At 63.5% G+C, this 22372-nt stretch carries 20 protein-coding genes; 5 read left to right on the plus strand and 15 right to left on the minus strand.

The window, feature by feature from the left end:
- Nucleotides 1–242: 242 nt before the first annotated feature.
- From glyS to AC1Q67_RS13455, 7 genes are all read right to left on the minus strand, one after another.
- The gene (gene glyS, locus AC1Q67_RS13425) at nt 243–2690 is read right to left on the minus strand and encodes a glycine--tRNA ligase subunit beta (RefSeq protein ID WP_492235890.1); all 2448 of its coding nucleotides are present in this window, start codon (nt 2688–2690) and stop codon (nt 243–245) included.
- Nucleotides 2691–2704: 14 nt separating this feature from the next.
- Nucleotides 2705–3124: an endonuclease domain-containing protein gene (locus AC1Q67_RS13430; RefSeq protein ID WP_492235891.1), complete on the minus strand. Its 420-nt coding sequence runs from the start codon at nt 3122–3124 to the stop codon at nt 2705–2707.
- Between the two features lie 92 nt (nt 3125–3216).
- A complete protein-coding gene (locus AC1Q67_RS13435; RefSeq protein WP_492235892.1) occupies nt 3217–4149 on the minus strand; it encodes a glycine--tRNA ligase subunit alpha in 933 nt (310 codons plus the stop codon).
- Between the two features lie 360 nt (nt 4150–4509).
- A complete protein-coding gene (locus AC1Q67_RS13440) occupies nt 4510–4695 on the minus strand; it encodes a hypothetical protein (RefSeq protein WP_492235893.1) in 186 nt (61 codons plus the stop codon).
- Nucleotides 4696–4710: 15 nt separating this feature from the next.
- The gene (locus AC1Q67_RS13445; protein WP_492235894.1) at nt 4711–5598 is read right to left on the minus strand and encodes a S49 family peptidase; all 888 of its coding nucleotides are present in this window, start codon (nt 5596–5598) and stop codon (nt 4711–4713) included.
- Nucleotides 5599–5955: 357 nt separating this feature from the next.
- The gene (locus AC1Q67_RS13450) at nt 5956–6741 is read right to left on the minus strand and encodes a tRNA1(Val) (adenine(37)-N6)-methyltransferase (RefSeq protein WP_492235895.1); all 786 of its coding nucleotides are present in this window, start codon (nt 6739–6741) and stop codon (nt 5956–5958) included.
- Nucleotides 6734–6961 (minus strand): putative signal transducing protein, encoded by a 228-nt coding sequence (locus AC1Q67_RS13455; protein WP_024576049.1) that lies wholly within the window; start codon nt 6959–6961, stop codon nt 6734–6736. The genes AC1Q67_RS13450 and AC1Q67_RS13455 overlap by 8 nt, the downstream gene beginning before the upstream one ends.
- Before the next feature lie 106 nt (nt 6962–7067).
- Here AC1Q67_RS13455 and AC1Q67_RS13460 point away from each other — a divergent pair, with 106 nt between their 5' ends.
- The gene (locus AC1Q67_RS13460) at nt 7068–8078 is read left to right on the plus strand and encodes a polyprenyl synthetase family protein (RefSeq protein WP_024576048.1); all 1011 of its coding nucleotides are present in this window, start codon (nt 7068–7070) and stop codon (nt 8076–8078) included.
- A gap of 107 nt (nt 8079–8185) precedes the next feature.
- On the opposite strand, the gene AC1Q67_RS13465 is transcribed toward AC1Q67_RS13460, so the two are convergent.
- The 3 genes from AC1Q67_RS13465 to AC1Q67_RS13475 all read right to left on the minus strand — a co-directional run bounded on the left by AC1Q67_RS13465 (nt 8186) and on the right by AC1Q67_RS13475 (nt 12817).
- Nucleotides 8186–9070, minus strand: a complete 885-nt coding sequence (locus tag AC1Q67_RS13465; RefSeq protein WP_024576047.1) for a 4-(cytidine 5'-diphospho)-2-C-methyl-D-erythritol kinase — start codon at nt 9068–9070, stop codon at nt 8186–8188.
- A 132-nt stretch (nt 9071–9202) separates the two neighbouring features.
- The gene (locus AC1Q67_RS13470; protein WP_029659750.1) at nt 9203–11008 is read right to left on the minus strand and encodes a tetratricopeptide repeat protein; all 1806 of its coding nucleotides are present in this window, start codon (nt 11006–11008) and stop codon (nt 9203–9205) included.
- 147 nt (nt 11009–11155) lie between these two features.
- On the minus strand, nt 11156–12817 hold the full coding sequence (locus AC1Q67_RS13475; RefSeq protein ID WP_492235896.1) for an electron transfer flavoprotein-ubiquinone oxidoreductase: 1662 nt from the start codon (nt 12815–12817) through the stop codon (nt 11156–11158).
- 132 nt (nt 12818–12949) lie between these two features.
- On the opposite strand from AC1Q67_RS13475, the gene AC1Q67_RS13480 reads away from it, so the two are divergent.
- Nucleotides 12950–13750, plus strand: coding sequence for a uracil-DNA glycosylase (locus AC1Q67_RS13480; RefSeq protein ID WP_492235897.1), 801 nt, complete (start codon nt 12950–12952; stop codon nt 13748–13750).
- 122 nt (nt 13751–13872) lie between these two features.
- Nucleotides 13873–15084, plus strand: coding sequence for an MFS transporter (locus AC1Q67_RS13485; RefSeq protein WP_492235898.1), 1212 nt, complete (start codon nt 13873–13875; stop codon nt 15082–15084).
- Here the strand turns inward: AC1Q67_RS13485 and AC1Q67_RS13490 are convergent, their stop codons facing one another.
- From AC1Q67_RS13490 to AC1Q67_RS13510, 5 genes are all read right to left on the minus strand, one after another.
- The gene (locus AC1Q67_RS13490; RefSeq protein WP_492235899.1) at nt 15085–16413 is read right to left on the minus strand and encodes an NCS2 family permease; all 1329 of its coding nucleotides are present in this window, start codon (nt 16411–16413) and stop codon (nt 15085–15087) included.
- Nucleotides 16414–16425: 12 nt separating this feature from the next.
- Nucleotides 16426–17937, minus strand: coding sequence for a glycosyltransferase family 39 protein (locus AC1Q67_RS13495; protein WP_492235900.1), 1512 nt, complete (start codon nt 17935–17937; stop codon nt 16426–16428).
- A gap of 65 nt (nt 17938–18002) precedes the next feature.
- Complete coding sequence (gene rnhB / locus AC1Q67_RS13500) at nt 18003–18761, minus strand: ribonuclease HII (protein WP_492235901.1); 759 nt, start codon at nt 18759–18761, stop codon at nt 18003–18005.
- A gap of 52 nt (nt 18762–18813) precedes the next feature.
- Nucleotides 18814–19263, minus strand: a complete 450-nt coding sequence (locus AC1Q67_RS13505; RefSeq protein WP_492235902.1) for a VOC family protein — start codon at nt 19261–19263, stop codon at nt 18814–18816.
- Between the two features lie 19 nt (nt 19264–19282).
- Nucleotides 19283–20443 carry a PA0069 family radical SAM protein gene (locus AC1Q67_RS13510; RefSeq protein WP_492235903.1) on the minus strand — a complete coding sequence of 387 codons (1161 nt, stop codon included), beginning with the start codon at nt 20441–20443 and terminating at the stop codon, nt 19283–19285.
- 228 nt (nt 20444–20671) lie between these two features.
- Here AC1Q67_RS13510 and AC1Q67_RS13515 point away from each other — a divergent pair, with 228 nt between their 5' ends.
- Together AC1Q67_RS13515 and AC1Q67_RS13520 are read left to right on the plus strand one after the other, a co-directional pair.
- Nucleotides 20672–21244: a glycosyltransferase family protein gene (locus tag AC1Q67_RS13515; protein WP_492236456.1), complete on the plus strand. Its 573-nt coding sequence runs from the start codon at nt 20672–20674 to the stop codon at nt 21242–21244.
- An 87-nt stretch (nt 21245–21331) separates the two neighbouring features.
- Complete coding sequence (locus AC1Q67_RS13520; protein WP_492235904.1) at nt 21332–22267, plus strand: bifunctional helix-turn-helix transcriptional regulator/GNAT family N-acetyltransferase; 936 nt, start codon at nt 21332–21334, stop codon at nt 22265–22267.
- Nucleotides 22268–22372 lie beyond the last annotated feature (105 nt).

Raw genomic sequence — 22372 nt, forward strand, 5'->3', positions numbered from 1 at the left:
GTAAACGGCGAAGGCGAGAGGGGCAGCGTTTACCCACCGGGTCGTCCCCGCGAAAGCGGGGACCCATAACCACTGACCGCTCAGTTGGGCAGGTCGGTTGGACGTACTCGTTTAATGTCGCTTCGACAGGGAATATGGGTCCCGGCCTTCGCCGGGACGACCAGATCAGCGTCATTGCGAGCGAAGCGAAGACGCGCGTAAACGCGCTAATGGCTCCTCGCAATGACGATCAGAATCCCCGCTCAGTCCTGGATCTTCGAGAAGTCCGCGACCGCGCGCGTGGCCTGACGGATTTCGCCCAGCAGCTTGAGACGGTTCTCGCGCACCTTGGCGTCGTCGTCGTTGACCTTCACCTTGTCGAAGAAGGCATCGACCGCGGGACGCAGCTTGGCCATCGCCGTCATCGCGGACGCGAAGTCTTCCTTCGCAACGGCGGCGCCCGCCTCCGTCTTCACCTGCGCGATGGCGCTGGCGAGCGCCTTCTCCTCATCGAGCTTGTAGAGCGACGCATCCGGCGCACCGTCGAACTTGCGCTTGTCCTTCTTCTCCTCGATGGCCAAGATATTGCTCGCGCGCTTGGTGCCCGCGAGCAGGTTCTTGCCGTCGTCGCTGTCGAGGAATTTGCCGAGCGCCTCGACACGGCGGACGACCATCAGGAGATCATCCTGACCTTCGAGCGCGAACACGGCGTCGACAAGATCGTGCCGCGCACCCTGATCGCGAAGCTGGACTTTGAGACGATCGGCGAAGAAAGCGAGCAGATCGACGGCGAATGAAAACGGATGAATTGCGATAATATCAGAGTTTGCACTCACGTAAAAGGTTTCGCCACTCGAACTTTCTTGTTCCATAAGGGCATCAATCATGACGCCCAAACTCAGATCTCGCAAATTGTCTTCGTTGTCCTCAGCTCTCGGTCCAGAGCTAGCACTATCCAATAAGTCACCATAAAGCACAGGGAAGCCGCCAATAGAAAACCCGTCTCGAATGAAGCTGACACTCGCCAAGCCGCCAAAACGTTGAACGACGCGATCGATCATCTGAGCTCTGAGCGTGAAGGCAGCTTGTTCGGCTATATCAAATAAACCTAGACGAACTTCGTTATTGATAATCAACCTAATTACCCCTAACGCCGCTCTCCGCAACGCATACGGGTCCTTGCTCCCCGTCGGCTTTTCATCAATCGCCCAGAAACCCACCAGCGTATCGAGCTTGTCCGCCAGCGCAACGGCGATGGCGACCGGATCGGTCGGCACGCGGTCTGCCGGTCCCTGCGGCTTGTAGTGATCCTCAATCGCGGCTGCGACAGACGCATCTTCACCCTGCGCCAGCGCGTAGTACCGGCCCATCAGGCCCTGTACTTCAGGGAATTCGCCGACCACTTCGGTCAGCAGATCGGCCTTGGCGAGTTGCGCGGCGCGTTTCGTTTTCTCAACATCCGCGCCGACCAGCGGCGCGATCTCGGCGGCGAGCCGCTCGATACGTGCAATACGCTCCGCCTGCGTGCCGAGCTTTTCGTGAAACACGATCTGCGCGAATTTCGGCAACCGGTCTTCGAGTTTGGTCTTCAGGTCCGTCTCGTAGAAGAACTTCGCATCCGACAGGCGCGCGCGGATGACGCGCTCGTTGCCCGCGACGATGGCCTTGCCGCCGTCTGTGGCTTCGATATTCGAGATGAGGATGAATTTCGGCGCAAGTCTGCTCCCCTCCCCCTTGCGGGGAGGGGTCAGGGGTGGGGGTCCGTCGCGCACCGGATCTTGTTGCTCACCCCCCTCCCCAACCCTCCCCCGCAGGGGGGGAGGGAGTGAGGGGTCGCGAACGACGAAGCATTTCTGGTTGTTGCGGATGGTGGCGCGGATCACTTCGCCGGGGATCGACAAAAATTCTTCGTCAAACGAGCCCATCAGCACCACCGGCCATTCGACCAGGCCCGCCACTTCATCGAGCAGCACCTGATCCTCGACCAGTTCAAAGCCCTGCGCGAACGCCAGTTCCTTGGCGTCCTCGAGGATGATGTTCTTGCGGCGCTCGGGATCGAGCACGACCTTCGCGGCTTCCAGCTTCGACACATAGTCGTCGAAGCGGCGCACGGTGATTTCACCGGGCGCCATGAAACGATGTCCGCGCGTGGTCTGCCCGGCCTCAATGCCGGCGACGTCGAACTTCACGATCTCCGGCTCTTCGGTTTCCGGGCCGAAGGTCGCGATGATCGAATGCAGCGGGCGCACCCAGGTCAGCGCGCCGTTCCGCGCGGAGCGTTCGCCCCAGCGCATCTGCTTCGGCCACGGGAAGGTACGGATAATCAGCGGAATGATTTCCGCGATCACATCGATGGCGGGGCGTCCGGCCTTCTCCATCAGCGCGATATAGAAATCGCCCTTCGGGTCGCGCTGGATTTTCGCTTCATCGAGCGACTTGAGACCGGCGGCTTTCAGAAAACCCTGCACGGCGGCATCCGGCGCGCCGACCTTCGGGCCCTTGCGCTCCTGCTTGAGGTCCGGCTGGCGCTGCGGAATGCCGTACACGGTGAGTGCGAGACGTCGCGGCGTCACGAATGCTTTCGCGCCTTCATAGACGAGACCTTCGGCGACCAGCTTGTCGGTGACCATCTTGCGCAGGTCATCCGCCGCCTTCGCCTGCATGCGCGCGGGAATTTCTTCGGAGAACAGTTCGAGGAGAAGATCGGGCATCGGCTTTCTGTTCTCTACGCCCCTCCCCCCGCTTGCGGCGGGGAGGGGTCGGGGTTTGCCAATAACTCCCCTCCCCCTTGCGGGGAGGGGTCGGGGGTGGGGGTCAGCGCATTCTGAATAGCAGCAAGCACGCCGTCGATGTTGCTCAACACGTCATGGTTCCAGAAACGCAAGACTCGATATCCTCTCTCTTCGATCTGCCGCGTCCGGTGCATATCAGCCGCGTTCTCCGCGTGCTGACCGCCATCCAGTTCGATGACAATCTTTGCGCGCCGGCTGGCAAAATCCGCGATGAACGGACCAATCAAAGCCTGACGCCGGAAATGCGAGCCGCTCAGCGCAATGTCATGCCGAAGCCGATGCCATAGCACCCGCTCGGCTTCGGTCGGCTGTGCGCGCATGCGATGCGCGAACTGTCGCTGACGATCATCCATAGTCCGCGATTGAAGCACATAGGCCAATGCCTGTGGACCCCCACCCCCGACCCCTCCCCGCAAGGGGGAGGGGAGCATAGGCATCGCGCCTCTCACGCCGCCCTTCCCGCTTCGGTGTGCACCCACGCTTCGCCGCAGGCCTTGGCGAGTTCGCGCACGCGCAGGATGTAGCTCTGCCGCTCGGTGACCGAGATCACGCCGCGCGCATCGAGAAGATTGAACACATGGCTGGCCTTGATGCACTGGTCGTAAGCCGGCAGTGCCATCAGATGTGCCTCGCGCTTGCCGTCCTTCCATCCTGCATCGAGATATTTCCTGCAGGCGCTTTCCGCCATCTTGAACTGCTCGAACAGCATCGCAGTGTCGGAGTGCTCGAAATTGTGCCGCGAATATTCCTGCTCGGCCTGCAGGAACACATCGCCGTACGTGACCTTCTCGTCACCCTCGCGGCCGTTGAAATTGAGGTCGTAAACGCGGTCGACGCCCTGCACATACATCGCAAGACGCTCAAGGCCGTAAGTGAGTTCGCCCGCGACCGGCGCGCATTCGACGCCCGCGACCTGCTGGAAATAGGTGAACTGCGAAACTTCCATGCCGTCGCACCAGCATTCCCAGCCGAGGCCCCACGCCCCGAGCGTCGGGCTCTCCCAGTCGTCCTCGACGAAACGCACGTCATGCAGCGCCAGATCGACGCCGATGGCTTCGAGCGACTTCAGATAGAGATTCTGAAGGTCCGGCGGCGACGGCTTCAGGATCACCTGAAACTGATAGTAGTGCTGCAAGCGGTTCGGGTTCTCGCCGTAGCGGCCATCCTTCGGGCGGCGCGACGGCTGCACGTAAGCCGCGTTCCAGCGCTTTGGGCCGAGCGCGCGCAATGTGGTCGCCGGATGGAAGGTACCCGCGCCGACTTCCATGTCGTAGGGCTGCAGGATGACGCAGCCATGGTCGGCCCAATAGCGCTGCAATGTCAGGATCAGGCCCTGAAACGAGCGCTCGGGACGCATGTGCGGAGGCAGGGAATCCATCGGAAATCTTCAAGCGTTGGAATGGGGTGATTTGCGCGCGGACCGTATCGGCGCAGGCTAACGGAATCAAGGCGATAGCCCACCCTGATGCGGATTCCTACCTGAATTGGCGCGATTTTAGCGATCCTCCGAACGCCGGTTTAACCGCCCCGGCAAGCCGTCTTCCCGCGTCCGCACTTCGTTAGCAACTGCCCCCTAGCAATGGCTCCATTGCAACCAACGGCCGGGGAAAACCGGCGGTGCTGTTCGACAGGGACGACAATGATTGCCTTTCAGGTTCTGGCCGCCGCGGCCATCATGGCCGCACTTTGCATCATGACCATCAACGACGTGCGCAGGCACGGCTGATTTCAGGACAGACTAACCCGGCCTGTAGGTACCGGTGTCGGGATCGCGGCGCAGCTTGGGCATGCTTTCCTGCTCGGCGGGCTTCGCCTTGCGCGCGGCATCGAGCTCACGGTTGATGCGCTTGCCTTCGCGCACCGCAAGGCGCACCAACGCTGCACCACCCAGAATTCCGGCAGCGATCAAAATCAGCGGCGGCATGATCAGTCTCCCGTCCTACAATCCGTAACGCGCCCAGATCGCGCGCTCTTCCAGCGCCGAGATCAGGTCCTCTGAAAATCCCGGAAAACCCGGCAGCGCCGCTCCTGCACCGGGCTTGCGGCCCGCGAGCCCGGAGAGAAGCCCCGCCGCCGGCGCAATCACCGGCGTCTGCACCTTCTCGCCATAGCGCGCGCGCAGCACCGTGCGCAGGTCGCCGAGCGCATCCGCAAGACCGAGTTTCACCGCGCGCTCGCCGGCCCAGTATTCGCCGGTGAACAGATAGTCGCCCTCGCCTTTCAAGCGCGCGCCGCGGCTGTCCTTCACCAGCGTGATGAAGGTGTCGTGAATCTCGCGCTGGATCGTCTTCAGCCGCGCGACGTCGTCGGGATTTTCAGGAAGAAACGGATCGAGCTGCGACTTGTTCTCGCCGGACGTATAGACCCTGCGTTCGATGCCGACCTTCTTGATAAGATCGACGAAGCCGAACGTGCCGCCGACCACGCCGATCGAACCGACGATGGAGGATGGATCGCAAAAAATCTCGTCGCCCGCGCAGGCGATCATGTAACCGCCCGATGCCGCGACGTCCTCGACGAACACCAGCACCCGCAGCTTCTTCTCGGCGGCGAGCTGGCGGATGCGCTGATAGATCTGCCGTGACTGCACCGGCGAGCCGCCCGGCGAATTGATCACCAGCGCGACGGCTTTCGCGCCCTTGGTCGAGAACGCCCGCTCCAGCGTCCGGGATACACCCGCCAGCGTCATGCCCGGCCGCAGCGGCGTCACCGCGCCGATCACGCCGGACAGGCGCACGACGGGCACCACCGCTTCGCCGCGCCAGCGCGCCGGCAGCAAGTTTTTCAACCTCTCGGCAAAGTGACCGCCGCCGTCATTCTCAGCCATGAAACGTCCTTCATCTTCACGGTTTATTATTCGGTAACTGGCATCAGGAGCCAACAGCACATTGAGCAAACGTTAAGCACGTCTTTTGTGCCGAAAATGCGTGCTAAGGGTCTGATCTGACGCGCTTTCCTTGAGCTTTCGCCATTGTCGGCGGAGCGCGCCCAAGAAACTGGAACGCACTTTGCTTTGCAACGGATACGCGGACTGCAACGCCGCAGCCACTAAGGTGCAGAAATGAAGATTTACCTCCTGATCCTTTTGATTGGCGCCCTTTTCGCCGCCATCCACTTCACCCAGACACCCGAAACCGAGCCAAAGCCGGTAACCCAATAAGCAGGCAGCCTGCCTGCTGAGCGTTCAGCGGGTTACCTTCGCCAGCGGCAGAGCGGCTTTCCCGCCGAGGACAGCCTGAGCCTCGCGACCCGCCTTCCCGTCGATATCGAGCAAGACCAGGCCGGGATGCAGCGCCATCGGCGCCCGCCCGCCCTTGATCGCGTTTACCAGCACGCGGATGGCCGGTGTCCCCGGACCCGGATGGACCGGCAGGATTTCGATGCTGCCGAACCCCCGCCCCAGCGCCGCCAGCACCTCGGCCAGTCCATCCGCCCGCCAGATCAGCGTCAGCACGCCGCCGGATTTGAGCATCCGCCGCGCCGCATGAGTCCAGGTCGCGAGCGTGTCGGCCGCGGCCACATGCGCGGATTGCCGCGCCGGGTCCGGCGACGCCCGATGTCGGGCAGCATCGTTGAACGGCGGATTCATCAGGACACCATCGGCCGTGTCGGGACCGAGGCCGGACGCGGCGAAGACATCCACGCTCGCGGTCACGTCGAATGTCAGCACCTGCGCGGCGATATTGTTCGCCTCGGCATTGATCCGCGCCAGCGCCGCAAGCGTTTCGTCGATCTCCGTGAGCACCAGATCGAGCCCGGCGACGCGATGGGCCACGCAAAGTCCCGCCGTCCCGACACCCGCGCCGAACTCCACCACGCGATCGCCCGGTTGCGCCGGTGTCGCCGCGGCGAGCAGGACCGCATCATGACCCGCGCGGTGTCCGCGCCTTGGCTGGCGCAGCCGCAACTGGCCATCGAGAAACATGTCCTCGGTCACATCCGGAATGTCAGTCCGGGCGGGGTCAGTCATCGTCCCGCAGTTCATGAGCCAGACCCGCGTCGGTGAGCAGGCGGCGCGCGGCAACAGCATCGTCCTCATGGACCAGGATGCGTCGCGGCAGCACGCCCAGCGATCCGTCCATGATGCTCATGTTAGTGTCGAGCACGAGGTGGTGGATATTGGCGCCATCCAGCAACGCGCCTACCGCGGACACCAGCACCGCATCGTTGGTCCGCACCAATTCCTTCAAAACAGCCGCCTCCAGCGGTTGGAACGGGTTAGGTGGTCCGTTCGTTGCTCTTGCCGCATCGCACGGCAGTTTCTATTGTGGCCTTACATTCATCCGGAGACCGGACGTGGCGGTTATTGTACCCTTTGAGAGCCACTCGACGCCATCGATAGATCGGCTGGTTGAGCTTGTTGCGCCCGATATGGAGCGCGTCAACAGCACGATTCTGTCGCGCACCGGCTCGGAAGTGACGATGATCCCCGAGGTCGCCAACCACCTGATTTCGTCGGGCGGCAAGCGGCTGCGCCCGATGCTGACGCTCGCGATGGCCAACCTCACCGGCTACACCGGCGAGGGCCATATCAAGCTCGCCGCCGCCGTGGAATTCATGCACACCGCGACGCTGCTCCATGACGACGTGGTGGACGAAAGCGAATTGCGGCGAGGCAAGCTGTCGGCGCGAATGCTATGGGGTAACGAGGCCAGCGTGCTGGTCGGCGACTTCCTGCTCGGCCAGGCCTTCCGCATGATGGTCGAGGTCGGCTCGCTGCGCGCGCTCGACATTCTCTCCTCCGCCGCCGCCACCATCGCCGAAGGCGAAGTGATGCAGCTCGCGGCGGCAAAGAACACCGCGACCACCGAAGACGAATACCTCGCCGTCATTCGCGGCAAGACCGCCGAACTGTTCGCTGCCGCCTCCGAGGTTGGCCCGGTGATCGCGAACCGCCCCAAGGCGGAACAGACGGCGTCCCGTTCCTTCGGCATGAATCTCGGCATCGCCTTCCAGCTGATCGACGACGTGCTGGACTACGGCGGCAAGGCCGCCAAGCTCGGCAAGAACGTCGGCGACGATTTCCGCGAAGGCAAGATCACGCTTCCGGTTGTGCTTGCCTTCCGGCGCGGCAACGACGCCGAGCGCGAATTCTGGATCAGAACGCTTGAAAAGGGCGAGATTGGCGACGGCGATCTCGATCACGCCATCGGCCTGATGACCAAGCATCGCACTCTGGAAGACACGATGAGCCGCGCGCAGCATTACGGCGCGATGGCGGTCGATGCGCTGGCGCTGTTCCCGCCGTCACCGATGAAGACTGCGCTCGAGCAGGTCGTCGCGTTCTGTCTGGCAAGATCGCACTGAAGCCACTCTTTCGTCATTGCACGCGAAGCAATCCAGCAGGAATGCGCCGCATCCAAGAAGCTGGATTGCTTCGTCGCTAACGCTCCTCGCAATGACAGAAAATTATGTCAGCTCAGCACGCCGGCGTGAACCCACCATGCCGGATATGCGCGCGCGATCAGTTGCGCAGCGGCTCGCGCATCGGCTTCACTTGCAAATATCGCAAAGCATGTCGCGCCCGATCCTGACATGCGGGCAAGCCGGACGCCGTCCGTTTCGCGCAGCGCCTGGAGCACATCGCCGATAATCGGCTCGACCTTCAATGCAGGCTTTTCGAGATCGTTGGTGCCATGTCCAATCGCCTCGATCCACGCATCGAATGACGCGCCGTCCTCCGGCCAGCCCCGCGACAGCATCACATCACCGATACCGGCAAGAAGTTCGCCCTTGCCGAGACCGAGCGCTGTGAACACATCCTTGGTGGCAACGCCGACGCGCGGATTGACCATCACGCACGGCATCGCGGGAATATCCAGCATCGACAGATTCTCGCCGACACCGGTCATGGTGCAGGCACGCGAGGCGAGACAAACGGGAATGTCCGCGCCGGTTTCGCGCGCGACGCTGACAATGCGGGGGTCGTCGATCGCAAGGTTGTTCGCCCGCGCCAGCAGCCGCAACGCCGCCGCCGCATCCGCGGAACCGCCGCCGATCCCGGCCGCGACCGGCAGATGCTTGTCCAGCGTGAAACGGCCCAGCGTCAGCCCCGGAATGCGTTCGCCCAGCAGCAATGCGACACGCACCACCAGATTGTCAGACATCTCACCGCAGTCCTTCGCACCGGGACCGCCGGTCGCAAGAAGAAGGTCGGGGCCCGGCGTCAGCGTCAGCGTGTCCGCGCAGTCGGCGAACACCACGAGACTCTCGATGTCATGATAGCCGTCGGCGCGGCGGCCAAGAACACGCAAGGTGAGATTGACCTTGGCGCGCGCGGTTTCAGTCAGCAGTGTCATCGGGGTCAGCCATTCCGGGCGAAAACAGATCGCGCGGGCTCGCCTGCGCCTCAGCGGTTATTGAGGACAATGGATTGCCGGGTCAAGCCCGGCAATGGCATCGCGAGGCGCAGCCGACGGCGGAAACGGCGATCAGCCGCCCCGGCCGTCTTCCTTCTTCTTCTCGGCGGCCGCCGCGTTGGACGTGTCCTCCGGCAGGCCGTCGCGCAGCTTGGCCTCGATCTTCGGAAGTTCCTCCGCCTCAGGCTTGAGATCGCGGGCATGGGCCCACTGGAATTTGGCTTCCAGCGTCCGTCCGACGCGCCAGTAGGCATCGCCCAGGTGATCGTTGATGGTGGGGTCTTCCGGCTTGAGGTCGATCGCGCGTTCGAGATGCTTCACGGCATTGTCGTAATCGGCGATGCGATAGTAGGCCCAGCCCAGCGAGTCCACGATGTAACCGTCGTCCGGGCGCTGATCGACAGCGCGGCGGATCATCTTCATGGCGTCATCGAGATTGATGCCCTGATCGATCCAGGAGTAGCCGAGATAGTTCAGCACGTGCGGCTGCTCGGGCTGCATCTCGAGCGCCTTCTTCAGATCGACCTCCGCCTTCGCCCACTGCTTCGAGCGCTCGAAGCAGATGCCGCGGAAGTAGTAGAGCACCCAGTTCTGCTTCTCGGCGCCGGCCTGCGCCTCGATGCCCTTGCCGTAGGTCTCGCCGCAATCGGCGAACTTCTTGCGGGCGCGCTGGATATTGCCCAGCGCCATGATCGCCTCAAGGTCCTTCGAATCCTCGGCGATTACGGTGTTGAGAATCTTGATGCCCTCGTCGGTGCGGTCGACCGCGTCCAGATCGGTGGCGAGCTGGATCTGCGCATTGCGCTTGAGCGGCGAATTCGCGGGCACGCGCTCATAGACCTTGATCGCCATCTGCGGTTTCTTCACCGACTCATAGAGATCGGCGAGCGACAGCAGTGCGAGAGAATGGTTCGGGTTGAGGTAAAGCGCGAGCTGGAGATAGACCAGCGCGAGATCCTCGCCGCCCCGGCGCGTCAGCGATGCGCCGATGCCGTACAGCGCCTCGGCCGCACCCTGCTGCGGATTTTCAGCCAGCGGGGCGAGCTTCTTGCCCGCCTTGGTCTCGCGAATGCCTTCCACCACCAGCGGATGACGCGCGAGCTTCTTGTCGAAGCCTTCATAGATGGCGGCGGCCGCAGCCGGGTCCTTGTTGCGCGACAGCCAGCGCGCATAGGCGTCCGACACGCGCAGCGCCGAGTCGTCGAGCTTGTAGGCACGCTCGAAGCGGACGCCGGCTTCCTTCTGCTTGTTGGCCAGTTCCAGGATCATGCCGGAATGCAGGTCCTTGAAGATCGGGTACCACTCCGGCCCCGCGAGCTTGTCGATGGCGCTGATCGCGGTCTGGGTGTTGCCCGCGCCGTAGCTCGCCCAGCCCGACAGCAGCGTCGCGACCAGATCGGTGATCGGCCCGCGGACCGACTGATTGATGTTCTGCTGCGCGGCGCCGTATTGCTTCTGCTTCAGCGAGCGCACGCCCGCCACCAGCCGCGCGACGCGATTGTTCTTGTCGATGGTGAGAATGCGGTCGGCAAGCTTCACGGCTTCGTCGATATCGCCATCGGCAAGCGAGGCGATAAACGCGCGGTCGAGCAGTTCATTGTTCTTCGGGTCCGAGCGCAGCGCGGCGCGATAGAACGCCGCGGCAGCAGTCGCATCGCGATCGACGCTGGCATGGCGCGCGGCGAGGTAGCTGCCGGAGACCGTGAGACCGATCAGATCGCGCGCACTTGGATACGGCGCCTGCTTGGCGTCTTCGCTGGCGCTGGTGCGGGTCTGGGCCGCAAGCGGACCGGCGGACGCAAGAACCGATGCGAACGCGAGAGTGGCGACGGCCACGCGGCTGAAACGACGTTGGAGGATCACGCTCGCCGGCTCCATGGATTGAAAGGGGTGCGACCGGTCAGGCCAGCAGCACCGGGACAATGGCTTGTTTAGCCCGCATCCGCAAGGATTCGAGCGGCCGGTCGAGGAGCCCAGCTACTGTGGCGCAATCGTGGCCGGTCCGCGAATCTCGCGCAATCGTGCTCACATTGACTGATAATTAGGCCCGCCGCCGCCTTCCGGAGGAACCCAGGTGATGTTGCCGTTGGGGTCCTTCACATCGCAGGTTTTGCAGTGGACGCAGTTCTGCGCATTGATCTGGAACCGCAAATCCGCGCCCTCGCCAACCCACTCATAAACGCCCGCCGGGCAATAGCGGTTCGAGGGACCCGCGAACACATCGTGCTCGGAGGTCTTTTGCAGGTTCATGTCCGCGACCTTGAGATGGATCGGCTGATCCTCCTCGTGGTTGGTGTTGGATAGGAATACCGACGACAGCCGGTCGAAGGTCAGCTTGCCGTCAGGCTTCGGTCCGGGAATCGGCTTGTGCTGTTTGGCGGGATCAAGCGTCTTGCGATCGGGCTTGGCATGCGACTGGGTGCCGAAGAATGAGAAACCGAACAGCGTGTTGGTCCACATGTCGAGACCGCCGAGCGCGATGCCGATCACGGTGCCGAACTTCGACCACAGCGGCTTGACGTTGCGGACCTTGAACAGGTCCTTGCCGACGGCGGACTCGCGCCAGCTGTTTTCGTACGCGACCAGTTCGTCATTGGCGCGGCCCGCGGCGAGCGCAGCGGCGACATGTTCTGCCGCCTGCATGCCGGTGCCCATCGCGTTGTGCACGCCCTTGATGCGCGGCACGTTGACGAAGCCCGCGGCGCAGCCGATCAGCGCTCCGCCCTTGAAGGTCAGGCGCGGCACCGACTGATAGCCGCCCTCGGTGATCGCGCGCGCGCCGTAGGCGATGCGCTTGGCGCCTTCAAAGACCGGGCTGATCTTCGGGTGGGTCTTGAAGCGCTGGAATTCCTCGAACGGCGACAGATACGGATCGTCGTAGTTCAGATGCACCACGAAACCGACGGCGACGAGATTTTCGTTGTAGTGATAGAGGAACGATCCGCCGCCGGTGGACATGTTCAGCGGCCAGCCGAAGGAATGCTGGATCAGCCCCTTCTTGTGTTTGGCCGGATCGATCTGCCAAACCTCCTTGAGGCCGATGCCGAACTTCGAGGGCTCTCGGCCCTTGTCGAGTTCGAACTTCGCAATCAGCTGCTTGGTGAGCGAGCCGCGCGCGCCTTCGGCGAACAGTGTGTACTTGCCGAGCAGTTCCATGCCGCGCGTAAAGCTGTCCTTCGGCTTGCCGTCGCGGCCGACGCCCATGTCGCCGGTGGCGATGCCGCGCACCTCGCCGTTCTCGCCGTACAGCACCTCAACGGCAGCGAAGCCCGGATAGATTTCAACGCCGAGCGCTTCGGCGCGCGGGCCAAGCCAGCGGCAGACGTCGCCGAGCGAGCCGATGTAGCAGTGATGGTTGTCCATCAGCGGCGGCATCATGAAGTTCGGCAGCTTGATGGCCGCGCTTCCCGTCATCCAGAAGAACTGATCGTCCTTCACCTGGGTCTTGAGCGGGCAGTCGGCGTCCTCGCGCCAGTCCGGGACCAGCTTGTCGAGCGACACCGGATCGATCACCGCGCCGGACAAAATGTGCGCGCCGACCTCGGAGCCCTTTTCAACCACGACCACGCTGAGATCCGGATTGATCTGCTTCAGACGGATGGCTGCGCTGAGGCCCGAGGGGCCTGCTCCGACGATCACAACGTCGAATTCCATGGAATCGCGTGGCGGCAGCTCTTCGGTGCTCATGATGTCATCTCAAAATGGGGTGGTTCAGAATGCTTCTAATCATCGTTCTTCCCGATTTTTGACGCAAGAACAACCCCGTTTCGCTGCAACGCAATCCGATCTACATTGGGTCTCGTGACCGCCCCCGAACAAATGCCCACCGCGCGCCAACTTCTCGCTTTCTATCTGGAAGCAGGGGTGGATTGCGCGTTATCGGAGACCCCGGTCAATCGTTTGTCCGAGGACGCTGCAACCGAGGAACGGCCGGCGGCCAAACCCGCGTTGTTCCGCACTGCGAACCCTGCGCCCGCGCCGGTGCGTGCGGAGCCCGTGCCCGCACCCGACGCCGCAATCACATCAGCGCGCGAGATCGCGCCGAGGGCCGCGTCATTGCAGGAACTGCGCGACCTGCTCGAACGATTCGACGGCTGCGCGCTGAAGTCGACCGCGACGCGGCTGGTGTTCGCCGACGGCAATCCACAAGCGAAGATCATGTTCGTCGGCGAAGCGCCGGGACGCGACGAGGATCTCGAAGGACTGCCGTTCGTTGGACGCTCAGGCAAGCTGCTCGATTTGATGATGGCGTCGATCGGCCTCGACCGCACCACGGCCTACATCGCCAATATCATTCCGTGGCGGCCGCCGGGCAATCGCGATCCGTCGCCGCAGGAAACGCAGATCTGCCTCCCCTTCATCCGGCGGCAGATCGAACTGGTCGATCCCGACGTGCTGGTCTGCCTCGGCAAGCCGTCGTCACAGGCAGTGCTCGACCTCAAGGACGGCATCATGAAGACGCGCGGCAGGTGGTTCGACTACGACACCGGCACACGCAAGATCAAAGCGATGGCGACCTTCCATCCGGCCTATCTGCTGCGGCAGCCGATCTACAAGCGGATGACTTGGCAGGACCTGCGCGCGATCCAGAAGGTTCTGCAGGCCGGCACGACGAACTGAGGCCGCGGCCTCTGTCCACCTGCATCGCAAGCCTTGCATGGCGGCCATATCAGGATTGGCCGTAGAATAATCTCCTATTCACATCCATAAACGCGGAAAGAAATAACCGCGAAGCATTGACGATGAATATGACGGTCAACACGGCAGAAGCCATTGACGACACGCGCGCGCGGGCGAATGTCCGCCGTCTTGCGGTCGCACAGGCCCTGACCGGCGCGAATGCCGCCGTGGTGTTTGCGACCGGCTCGATCGTCGGCGCGACGCTCGCGCCCAGCATGTCGCTCGCGACCCTGCCGCTGTCGATCTACATGCTCGGCCTCGCGGCCGGCACGCTGCCCACCGGCATGATCTCGCAGGCTTACGGCCGCCGCGCGGCCTTCATCGCAGGCACCGCGTGCGGAGCGCTGTGCGGCCTCCTCGCCGCGATCGCCATCCTGCAAAGCTCGTTCGCCCTGTTTTGCTTCGCGACGTTCCTCGGCGGCGTCTACGGCGCGGTCTCGCAATCCTATCGCTTCGCCGCGACCGACAGCGCCAGCGCTGCGTACCGGCCGAAGGCGATCTCGTGGGTGATGGCGGGCGGCGTGTTCGCAGGCGTGCTCGGCCCGCAGCTCGTGCAGTGGACCATGGATCTGTGGCCGCCTTATCTGTTCGCGGTGAGCTTTCTGGTTCAGGCCGTCGTTGCGCTGATCGCGATGGCGGTGCTTGCCGGCGTCAATGCGCCCAAGCCTGTCGCCGCGCAAATAACCGGAGGACGGCCGCTCACCGAGATCATCAAACAACCACGGTTTATCGCCGCCGTGATCTGCGGCGCGGTCTCGTACACCGGCATGAACTTCCTGATGACGTCCGCCCCGCTGGCGATGAAGTTCTGTGGACTGTCGCTGAGCGATTCCAACTTCGGCATCCAGTGGCACATCGTCGCGATGTTCGGGCCAAGCTTCTTCACCGGACATCTGATCGCGCGCTTCGGCGCAGCGAAGGTCGCCGCGGTCGGCCTGATCCTGGAAGCCATCGCCGCCGTGATCGGGCTCTCGGGCATCACCGCGATGCATTTCTGGGCGGGACTGTTCGTGGTCGGCGTCGGCTGGAATTTCTCGTTCGTCGGCGCTTCCGCGCTGATCGTGGAGACGCATGGCCCGCAGGAAGGCAAGAAGGTTCAGGCCTTCAACGATTTCATCGTGTTCGGCCTCGTGGCGATCGGTTCGTTCTCTTCGGGCCAGTTGCTCGCCAGCCATGGCTGGTCGATGGTCAACATCGTCGTGTTCCCTGCGGTGGCACTCGCGCTGACAAGCCTCGTGCTCGCTGCGCTGACGCAGCGGCGCGTGGCGGCCTGATCAGCCGATTGCAAACTTCACCACGAAGACAATTGCGAGCAGCATCACGGCGGGCTTTGCATCCGAGAAGCGGCCCGCGAGAATCTTGATCACCGCATAGGTGATGAAGCCAAGCCCGATGCCGGTCGCGATCGAATAGGTCAGCGGCATTGCAATGGCGGTGACAACCGCCGGCGCGTACTCGGTCACGTCGTCCCACGCCATGTCCGCAAGACCGCGTGTCATCACGCAGGCAACGTAGAGCAGCGCGGCAGCGGACGCATAGGCCGGCACCATCCCGGCCAGCGGCGCGAAGAACAGCGCCAGCAGAAAGAACAGCGCGACAAACACCGCAGTCAGTCCGGTGCGCCCGCCGGCGGCGACGCCGGAGGCGCTTTCGATGTAACTCGTGGTGGTCGAGGTGCCGATCAGCGCGCCGAACATCGCGGCGAAGCTGTCTGCCATCAGCGCCTGCTTCATGCGCGGCAGGTTGCCGTCCTTGTCGAGAAGACCTGCCCGGTGCGTGACGCCGATCAGCGTTCCGGCATTGTCGAACACGTCAATGAACAGAAAACTGAACACCACAATCAGGAATGTCAGTTCGGTGGCGCGCGAGAAATCGAGCTGGAACAGGGTCGGCGACAGCGACGGCGGCAGCGACACCACGCCGGTGAAGCTGGTAAGCCCCATCGGCAGCCCGAGCAGCGAGACCGCGAGAATGCCGATCAATGTGCCGCTGGCGATGCCCCGCGCATTCATGGCCACGATCAGCGCGAACCCCAGCAGACACAGCACGGGGGCCGGATTCGCGACACCGATCGGCCCCGCAGTGACCAGTGTCGCCGGGCTGGCGACAATGATCCTGGCCTGCTCGAGCGCGATGATCGCGAGAAACAGCCCGACACCCGCGGAGATCGCGAACTTCAGGTTTCGCGGAATGGCGTCGATGACATATTCCCGCAGCCGGAAAAACGTCAGCGCGAAGAAGATCACGCCTGAACAGAACACCGCGGCCAGCGCCTGCTGCCATGTGTACTTGTAGCCGAGCACCACGGTGAACGCGAAGAACGCGTTGAGCCCCATGCCGGGCGCAAGCGCGATCGGGTAATTCGCCAGAAACGCCATCGCCAGCGACGAGACCGCCGCCGCAAGGCATGTGGCGACGAACACCGCGCCCTTGTCCATGCCAGCATTGGCAAGGATCGTGGGATTAACGAACACGATGTAGACCATGGTCAGGAACGTCGTGAACCCCGCGACGAATTCGGTGCGGACGTTCGTGCCGTTTTGGGTGAGGCCGAACCGGCGATCGACGATGGATTCCAGGGACGTCTGCGACGGTTCGCTCATCTCGCCTCGCTGCTATCTCGGCCTCGGCCGCACAATGGCCCAGCCGATCCGCAACAGCGGCTGGCGGCCCCTGACCGTGCGCTCGAACGCGCGCGGCACTTCCGGCACAAGACCGGGAAAGCGTTTCTGAATATCTTCGGGAGGGGTGCCTGCGGTATCCGCAGCGCGCCACACCACCACGCCGCCACTCTCGTTGAAGCGCGCCGGCGTCATCCACGGCGTCTGCTGCGGTGTCGCATCGAACATCACATGCGGGCGCGACGCCGCGGCGAAGCCGATCAGCGTCGCGATCTGCGGATCGCCCGCGACCGCCGCGAGCGGACGGCCGGTGCGCCGCTCAAAGCTCTCGCCGAAGAAGCGCCCGATCTCGCTCGCCGGAAGCGATGTCTTCACCTCGGCGCTTCCGATCCACGGCTGGATGAAGGTGATGCCGAGAATGACGGCCACCGGCGCCGCCATGATCACAAGCCACACCGAGCGTAAAAGCTGTTGCCGCCGCAGCGCGATGAGATCGCCCGCGGCGACGATGATGGCGAGCCCGGACAGCAGCAGCGCAACGCCGTCGCCGCCGATGATCTGATCCCTGTCAAACAGCGCCGCAATGAAACTCAGAACAACGGGCGGGACCAGCGCGAACACGTAAACATAGAGGCGCGCATACGGATCGAGCGGCGGACGGAAGATCAGCGGCGGATCGTCCGCCTTGCGGTCGAGGTAACGCGAATTGACGATCAGCAGCAGCACCACGCCCGAGAGCGCGAACAGCAGCCCGGCCAGAAGTTCGCCCCATCCGAGCAGCCGGTCCTGCAACTGCGCCACCGCCGGCAATGACGGCAGCATCGCCGCATCCGCCCGCAGCAGCCACACCAAATACGGGAGCACCACCACGAACACCACGACGGCCGCATAAAGCGGATCGGTCGAGAGCAGCGCGCGCCTGCCCTTGTGGGTCGCCAGCACAAAGACCGCGAGCATGACCAGCAGCGGCAGCGCCGCCGACGTGGTCAGGAACAGGAGACCGATCTCGACCGGCAGCATGAACCATGCCCTGCGCCGCCCCTGCCCGATGATCTGCCAGGTATGAAGCAGCGTCAGCGCCCAGAGTGGCCGCGCGAGCATCAGCGGACCGAACTCGGCGCCGGGAAAGGCGAAGGCGGTGATGGTCACGGTCAGTCCCACCGCAAGAACCGCCTGCTGCGCGCCGACGATGGCGCGGCCGAGCGCGAACAGCGCCCAGAACGTCACGATGAAGCAGAGCTGCGACAGCAGGTAGACGCCGAAGATGTGATTGCCGGACAGGCGGAAAGCCACATCGGCGAGCCAGAACGCCGCGGGCGGACCGAGATGGGTGCCAACCTGATATTCCCGGCCGAACGCCAGCACCGTGGCGACTTCGCCCGGCGGGCTTCCATACAGCAGCCAGGGCAGGAACAGCCACAGCGCCGCCTGCGCCAGCACCACAAGCCAGAAGATCAGGCGGGGCCGGGCGCGGACCAGTTCAACGATCAGGGAGGTGAAACGCATGAAACGCCTGAGCCGAGAGGTTCGTCACTGATAAAGTGCACAAGGCGATCAGGCAACCGAACCGCTCAGATCGCCGCGACGGCCTCTTCGGGCGACATGACCATCTCGATCTGGGCAGCCTTCGGAGTGTCGTCTTCCCCAAAATGCTTGCGGCGTGACGCCGCGACAGGCGCGAAAAAGCGTCGGTGATGGACCGTCGGGCCGAGCCGGTCGAGCGCTTCGAGATGGGCCGGAACGGCGTACCCCATGTGCTGCTCGAAACCGTAGCCAGGATGATCCTGCGCCAGCCGGCACATCAGCCGGTCGCGCGAGACCTTGGCGACAATGGAGGCCGCCGCGATCGACATCACAATGCCGTCGCCGCCGATCACCGCGTCGCAGTCGCAGGATACAGCCAGCCGGTCGCGGCCATCGACAAAGACATGTTTCGGTGCCTCGGGTAGCGCACGCACCGCGCGCGCCAGCGCCCACAATGACGCACGCAGGATATTGTCGCGATCGATCCGCGACGGCGGCGCGATCGCCACCGAGACGAGCGCGGTCGCGCAGATTTCCTCGAACAGTTCCTCACGGCGCTCCCGCGTCAGCCGCTTGGAATCGTCGATGCCTTTCGGGATTCGCTTCGGATCGAGAATCACGGCGGCGGCCACCACCGGACCGGCCAGCGGTCCCCGTCCCGCCTCGTCGCAACCAGCGACCGGCCAGACGCCGCGCTTGATCAGCGCGCGTTCACGGCGAAAGCTCGGCGGCGTAACGGCAATGACACCGGTTGGCTTTGCTTTCTTTGCAGCAACTGGAACTGCGGAGGGCTTTGTTCGACTCATGCGGCTATGCTTGCGTTCTTAAGGTAGAACGCGCAACCGCTAATCCCCACTATTATTCCGGCAGATGAACACGCCTGTCATCCCCGACATCAATGCCGGGGGCAATGACAACTTCCCAGGGATGGTCGTCGGGATCGGTGAAATATCCCGAATACCCGCCGTAACCGGTGCGATGCGCGCCCTTTTGCAGCCGCGCGCCTTGAGCGACAGCGAACGCCAGCACGTCATCGACTTCGCTCTCGCTTCGGCAGTTCCATGCCAGGGTGATTCCCCGAAAGCCTGCGGGCTGCGGCTGCGCCGGCAGACCGGCATCCAGCGCCAGCTTGTCCCATGAATACAGCGCCAGAACCGTCGCACCGGTGTCGAAAAACGCCACTTCTTCGCCTGTCACTTGGAGCTTTCGCTCAAAGCCCAGAGACTCGTAAAACGCGATGCTCCGGCGCATGTCGCTGACACCGAGGGTCACGACGGTGAATCGCGCAACCGGTTTGGGGAGACTCATCACACAGCGCCCTTTGCAGTCAGAACAGATCCAGTTGCTCGTTTGCGGGCTTGGGCCGCGCGAAGTGCGCCGTGGTCAGCTTGGAGCGCCGCTTGTTGAGGCCGAGTTTCTCGCACGCGATCTCGAACCGCCGCCCGATCATCCAGGCCATCGGCCCGGTGCCCTTCATGCGGGCGCCCCATTGCGAGTCGTAGTCGCGGCCGTCACGCATGTCGCGGATCAGCGTGAAGACATGGCGATAGCGGTCCGGATAATTCGCCATCAGCCACTCGCGGAACAGGTCGCGCACTTCAAGCGGCAGCCGCAGCAACACATAGCTCGCTTCCTTGACCCCGGCATGCGCGGCGGCATCCAGAATGCGCTCGATCTCGGAATCGTTCAGCGCCGGGATCACGGGTGCGACCATCACCGTGGTCGGAATGCCGGCCTCCGCCAGCAGTCGCAGCGCCTCCAGCCGCTTCGGCGGGGTCGCGGCGCGCGGCTCCATGGTGCGGGCGAGTTTGGGGTCCAGCGTTGTCACCGAGATCGCGACCTTGGCGAGATTTCGTTTCGCCATCCGCGCCAGAATGTCGATGTCACGCGTCACCAGCGAGGATTTCGTGACAATGCCGACGGGATGCCCGGTGCGCTCCAACACTTCGAGAATGCCGCGCATGATTTTGTGCTCGCGCTCGATGGGCTGATACGGATCGGTATTGGTTCCGATCGCGATCATGCGCGGCTCGTAGCCCGGCGCGGACAGTTCCTTTTGGAGCAGTTCCGGCGCGTCGGGTTTGGCGAACAGTTTGGACTCGAAATCGAGCCCCGGCGACAATCCGAGATAGGCGTGGGTCGGACGCGCGAAGCAATAGACGCAGCCGTGCTCGCATCCCCGGTACGGATTGATCGAACGATCGAAGCCAATATCGGGCGAGTCGTTGCGGGTGATAACCTTGCGGGCGGTATCGACGGCGACCGTGGTCTTGAAGGGAGGCAGGTCTTCGAGACTCTGCCAGCCGTCGTCGAAAGTGACGCGCGCCTCAGCCTCATAACGTCCGCTGACATTGGACTGCGCGCCGCGGCCCCTGCGCCGCTGGCGGTCGATCGCCACTTCAATCTCGGCAAAGGGAGAAGGACCACCCGCCGGATCAGAGGGGGGCGTCACCGGCGGGTGTTTGAGGGCATGGGATGCATGGCTCATGGAAAGAACATAACATCGCATGAGAACAAAACAAGAACTTCAGCAACACCTCCCACAGATTCTTTTGAAGCCCGTTCGCCCCGGCGGGGTTGTTCCGAGGGTGACTGGCCCCGGATCACGGCCGTTAATGAATGCCGCAAAAAGCTGCACCTGACGGGCTGTCCTGAGTGTGACAAGATGATAACGATGCCGCATCTGTCGTCCGGCGATCACGTATTTCACCAAGTCATGATCAGCGTTGTCATTCCCACCGAAGGCGTTGAGCAACCCGTTGTTGCCACCCTCGCGGCCCTCGTGCCGGGCGCTGCGACCGGCATCATCCGGGACGTGGTGCTGGTCGATCGCTCGCAGACCGACACCATCGAGCGGGTGGCGGATGTCGCCGGATGCAATTTTCTGAAGTTCGACGGCTCGCGCGCTGCGGCGCTCGCGGCGGGCGCCCAGCAAAGCCGGTCTCCCTGGCTGCTGTTCCTGCTTCCGGGCGCGGTGCTGGATTCGGGCTGGATCGACGAAACCTCGCAGTTCATCCAGAACGTCTCCCTGAGCGGCCGCCAGCGGGCCGGCATCTTCCGCTATGCGCGCTCTCCTTATGAAGACGCCACGGTGCGCGACGGGGTGAAATCGCTCGCGCGCTTTATCTCCGGCCCCTCTCCCGACCAGGGCCTGCTGATTTCCCGCGATCATTATGAGCGGGTCGGCGGCTATGCCCCCGCTGCGCGACGGGCCGAGGCCAAACTGATCTCCAAGATCGGCCGCGCTGGCCGTGCGGTGCTGCGAACCCGGATTTTCGTGGCCGCCTGATAATACTTGACTGCGTCAACTTATTAGTTGACCCCGTCAACAATCATGCCAAAATGCCCGTCACACGAGGACGAGGCATGTTGGCCGATGGACACCATTCATGATGGCGGGAACGACGACCGGATCGCCGCGGTCCGGCGGTTCAACCGCTTCTACACCCGCAAGATCGGCGTGCTCGAACAGCATCTGCTGGAAAGTCCGTTTACGCTGACAGAAGCCCGCGTGTTGTTCGAACTGGCGCATCGCGATGGCGCCCTCGCCAAGGAGATCGGCGCCGAACTCGGCCTCGACGCCGGTTATCTCAGCCGCATCGTTCAGGCTTTTACAGAACAGGGACTGATCACGCGCAAGCCGGTCCCCGCAGACCGCAGGCAATTCGAGCTGGCGCTCACCGCCAAGGGCAAGCAGGCGTTCTCCCGCCTCGAACGCGCGTCCCATGATGAAGTCGGCAAGATGATCGCGGCACTGCCGGCGGGCGGCGGGCAGCGCCTTGTCGCCGCGATGACAACGATCGAGCGGTTGCTGGATAATACAGCCACGCGACCCGAGGTGACGCTTCGCACCCACCGGCCCGGCGACATGGGCTGGGTCGTGCAGCAGCACGGCGCCCTCTACGCCCGCGAATACAACTGGGACATTTCATTCGAGGGCCTGTGCGCGGAGATCGCCGCGCAGTTCCTGAAAAATTTCGATCCCGTCCGCGAGCGCTGCTGGATCGCCGAGATCGACGGCCAGCGGGTCGGCTCGGTGTTTCTGGTGAAGCACACCGATGACGTGGCGAAGATTCGTCTGCTGCTGATCGATCCGGCGGGACGCGGTTTCGGGATCGGCAAGCGGCTGGTCGACGAGTGCATCGCCTTCGCGCGGAGCTGCGGCTACCGCAAGATCACGTTGTGGACCCAGAGCATGCTGCTTGCCGCGCGCGGCATTTACCAGAAAGCAGGGTTCGTGCATGTCGCGACCGAACCGCACCACAGTTTCGGTCACGACCTGATCGGCGAGACGTGGGAGCTTGACCTGTGATGTCCTCGCGTCGCGAACCAGCGCGGCGCATCACGCCGGACCTCATCGCGTTTCACAAGATCGACGCGAAGCGCCTTCGTCTTGAAGCACGTCGCCACGCCTTGC

Source organism: Afipia sp. GW823-FHT06G09 (assembly GCF_058794875.1).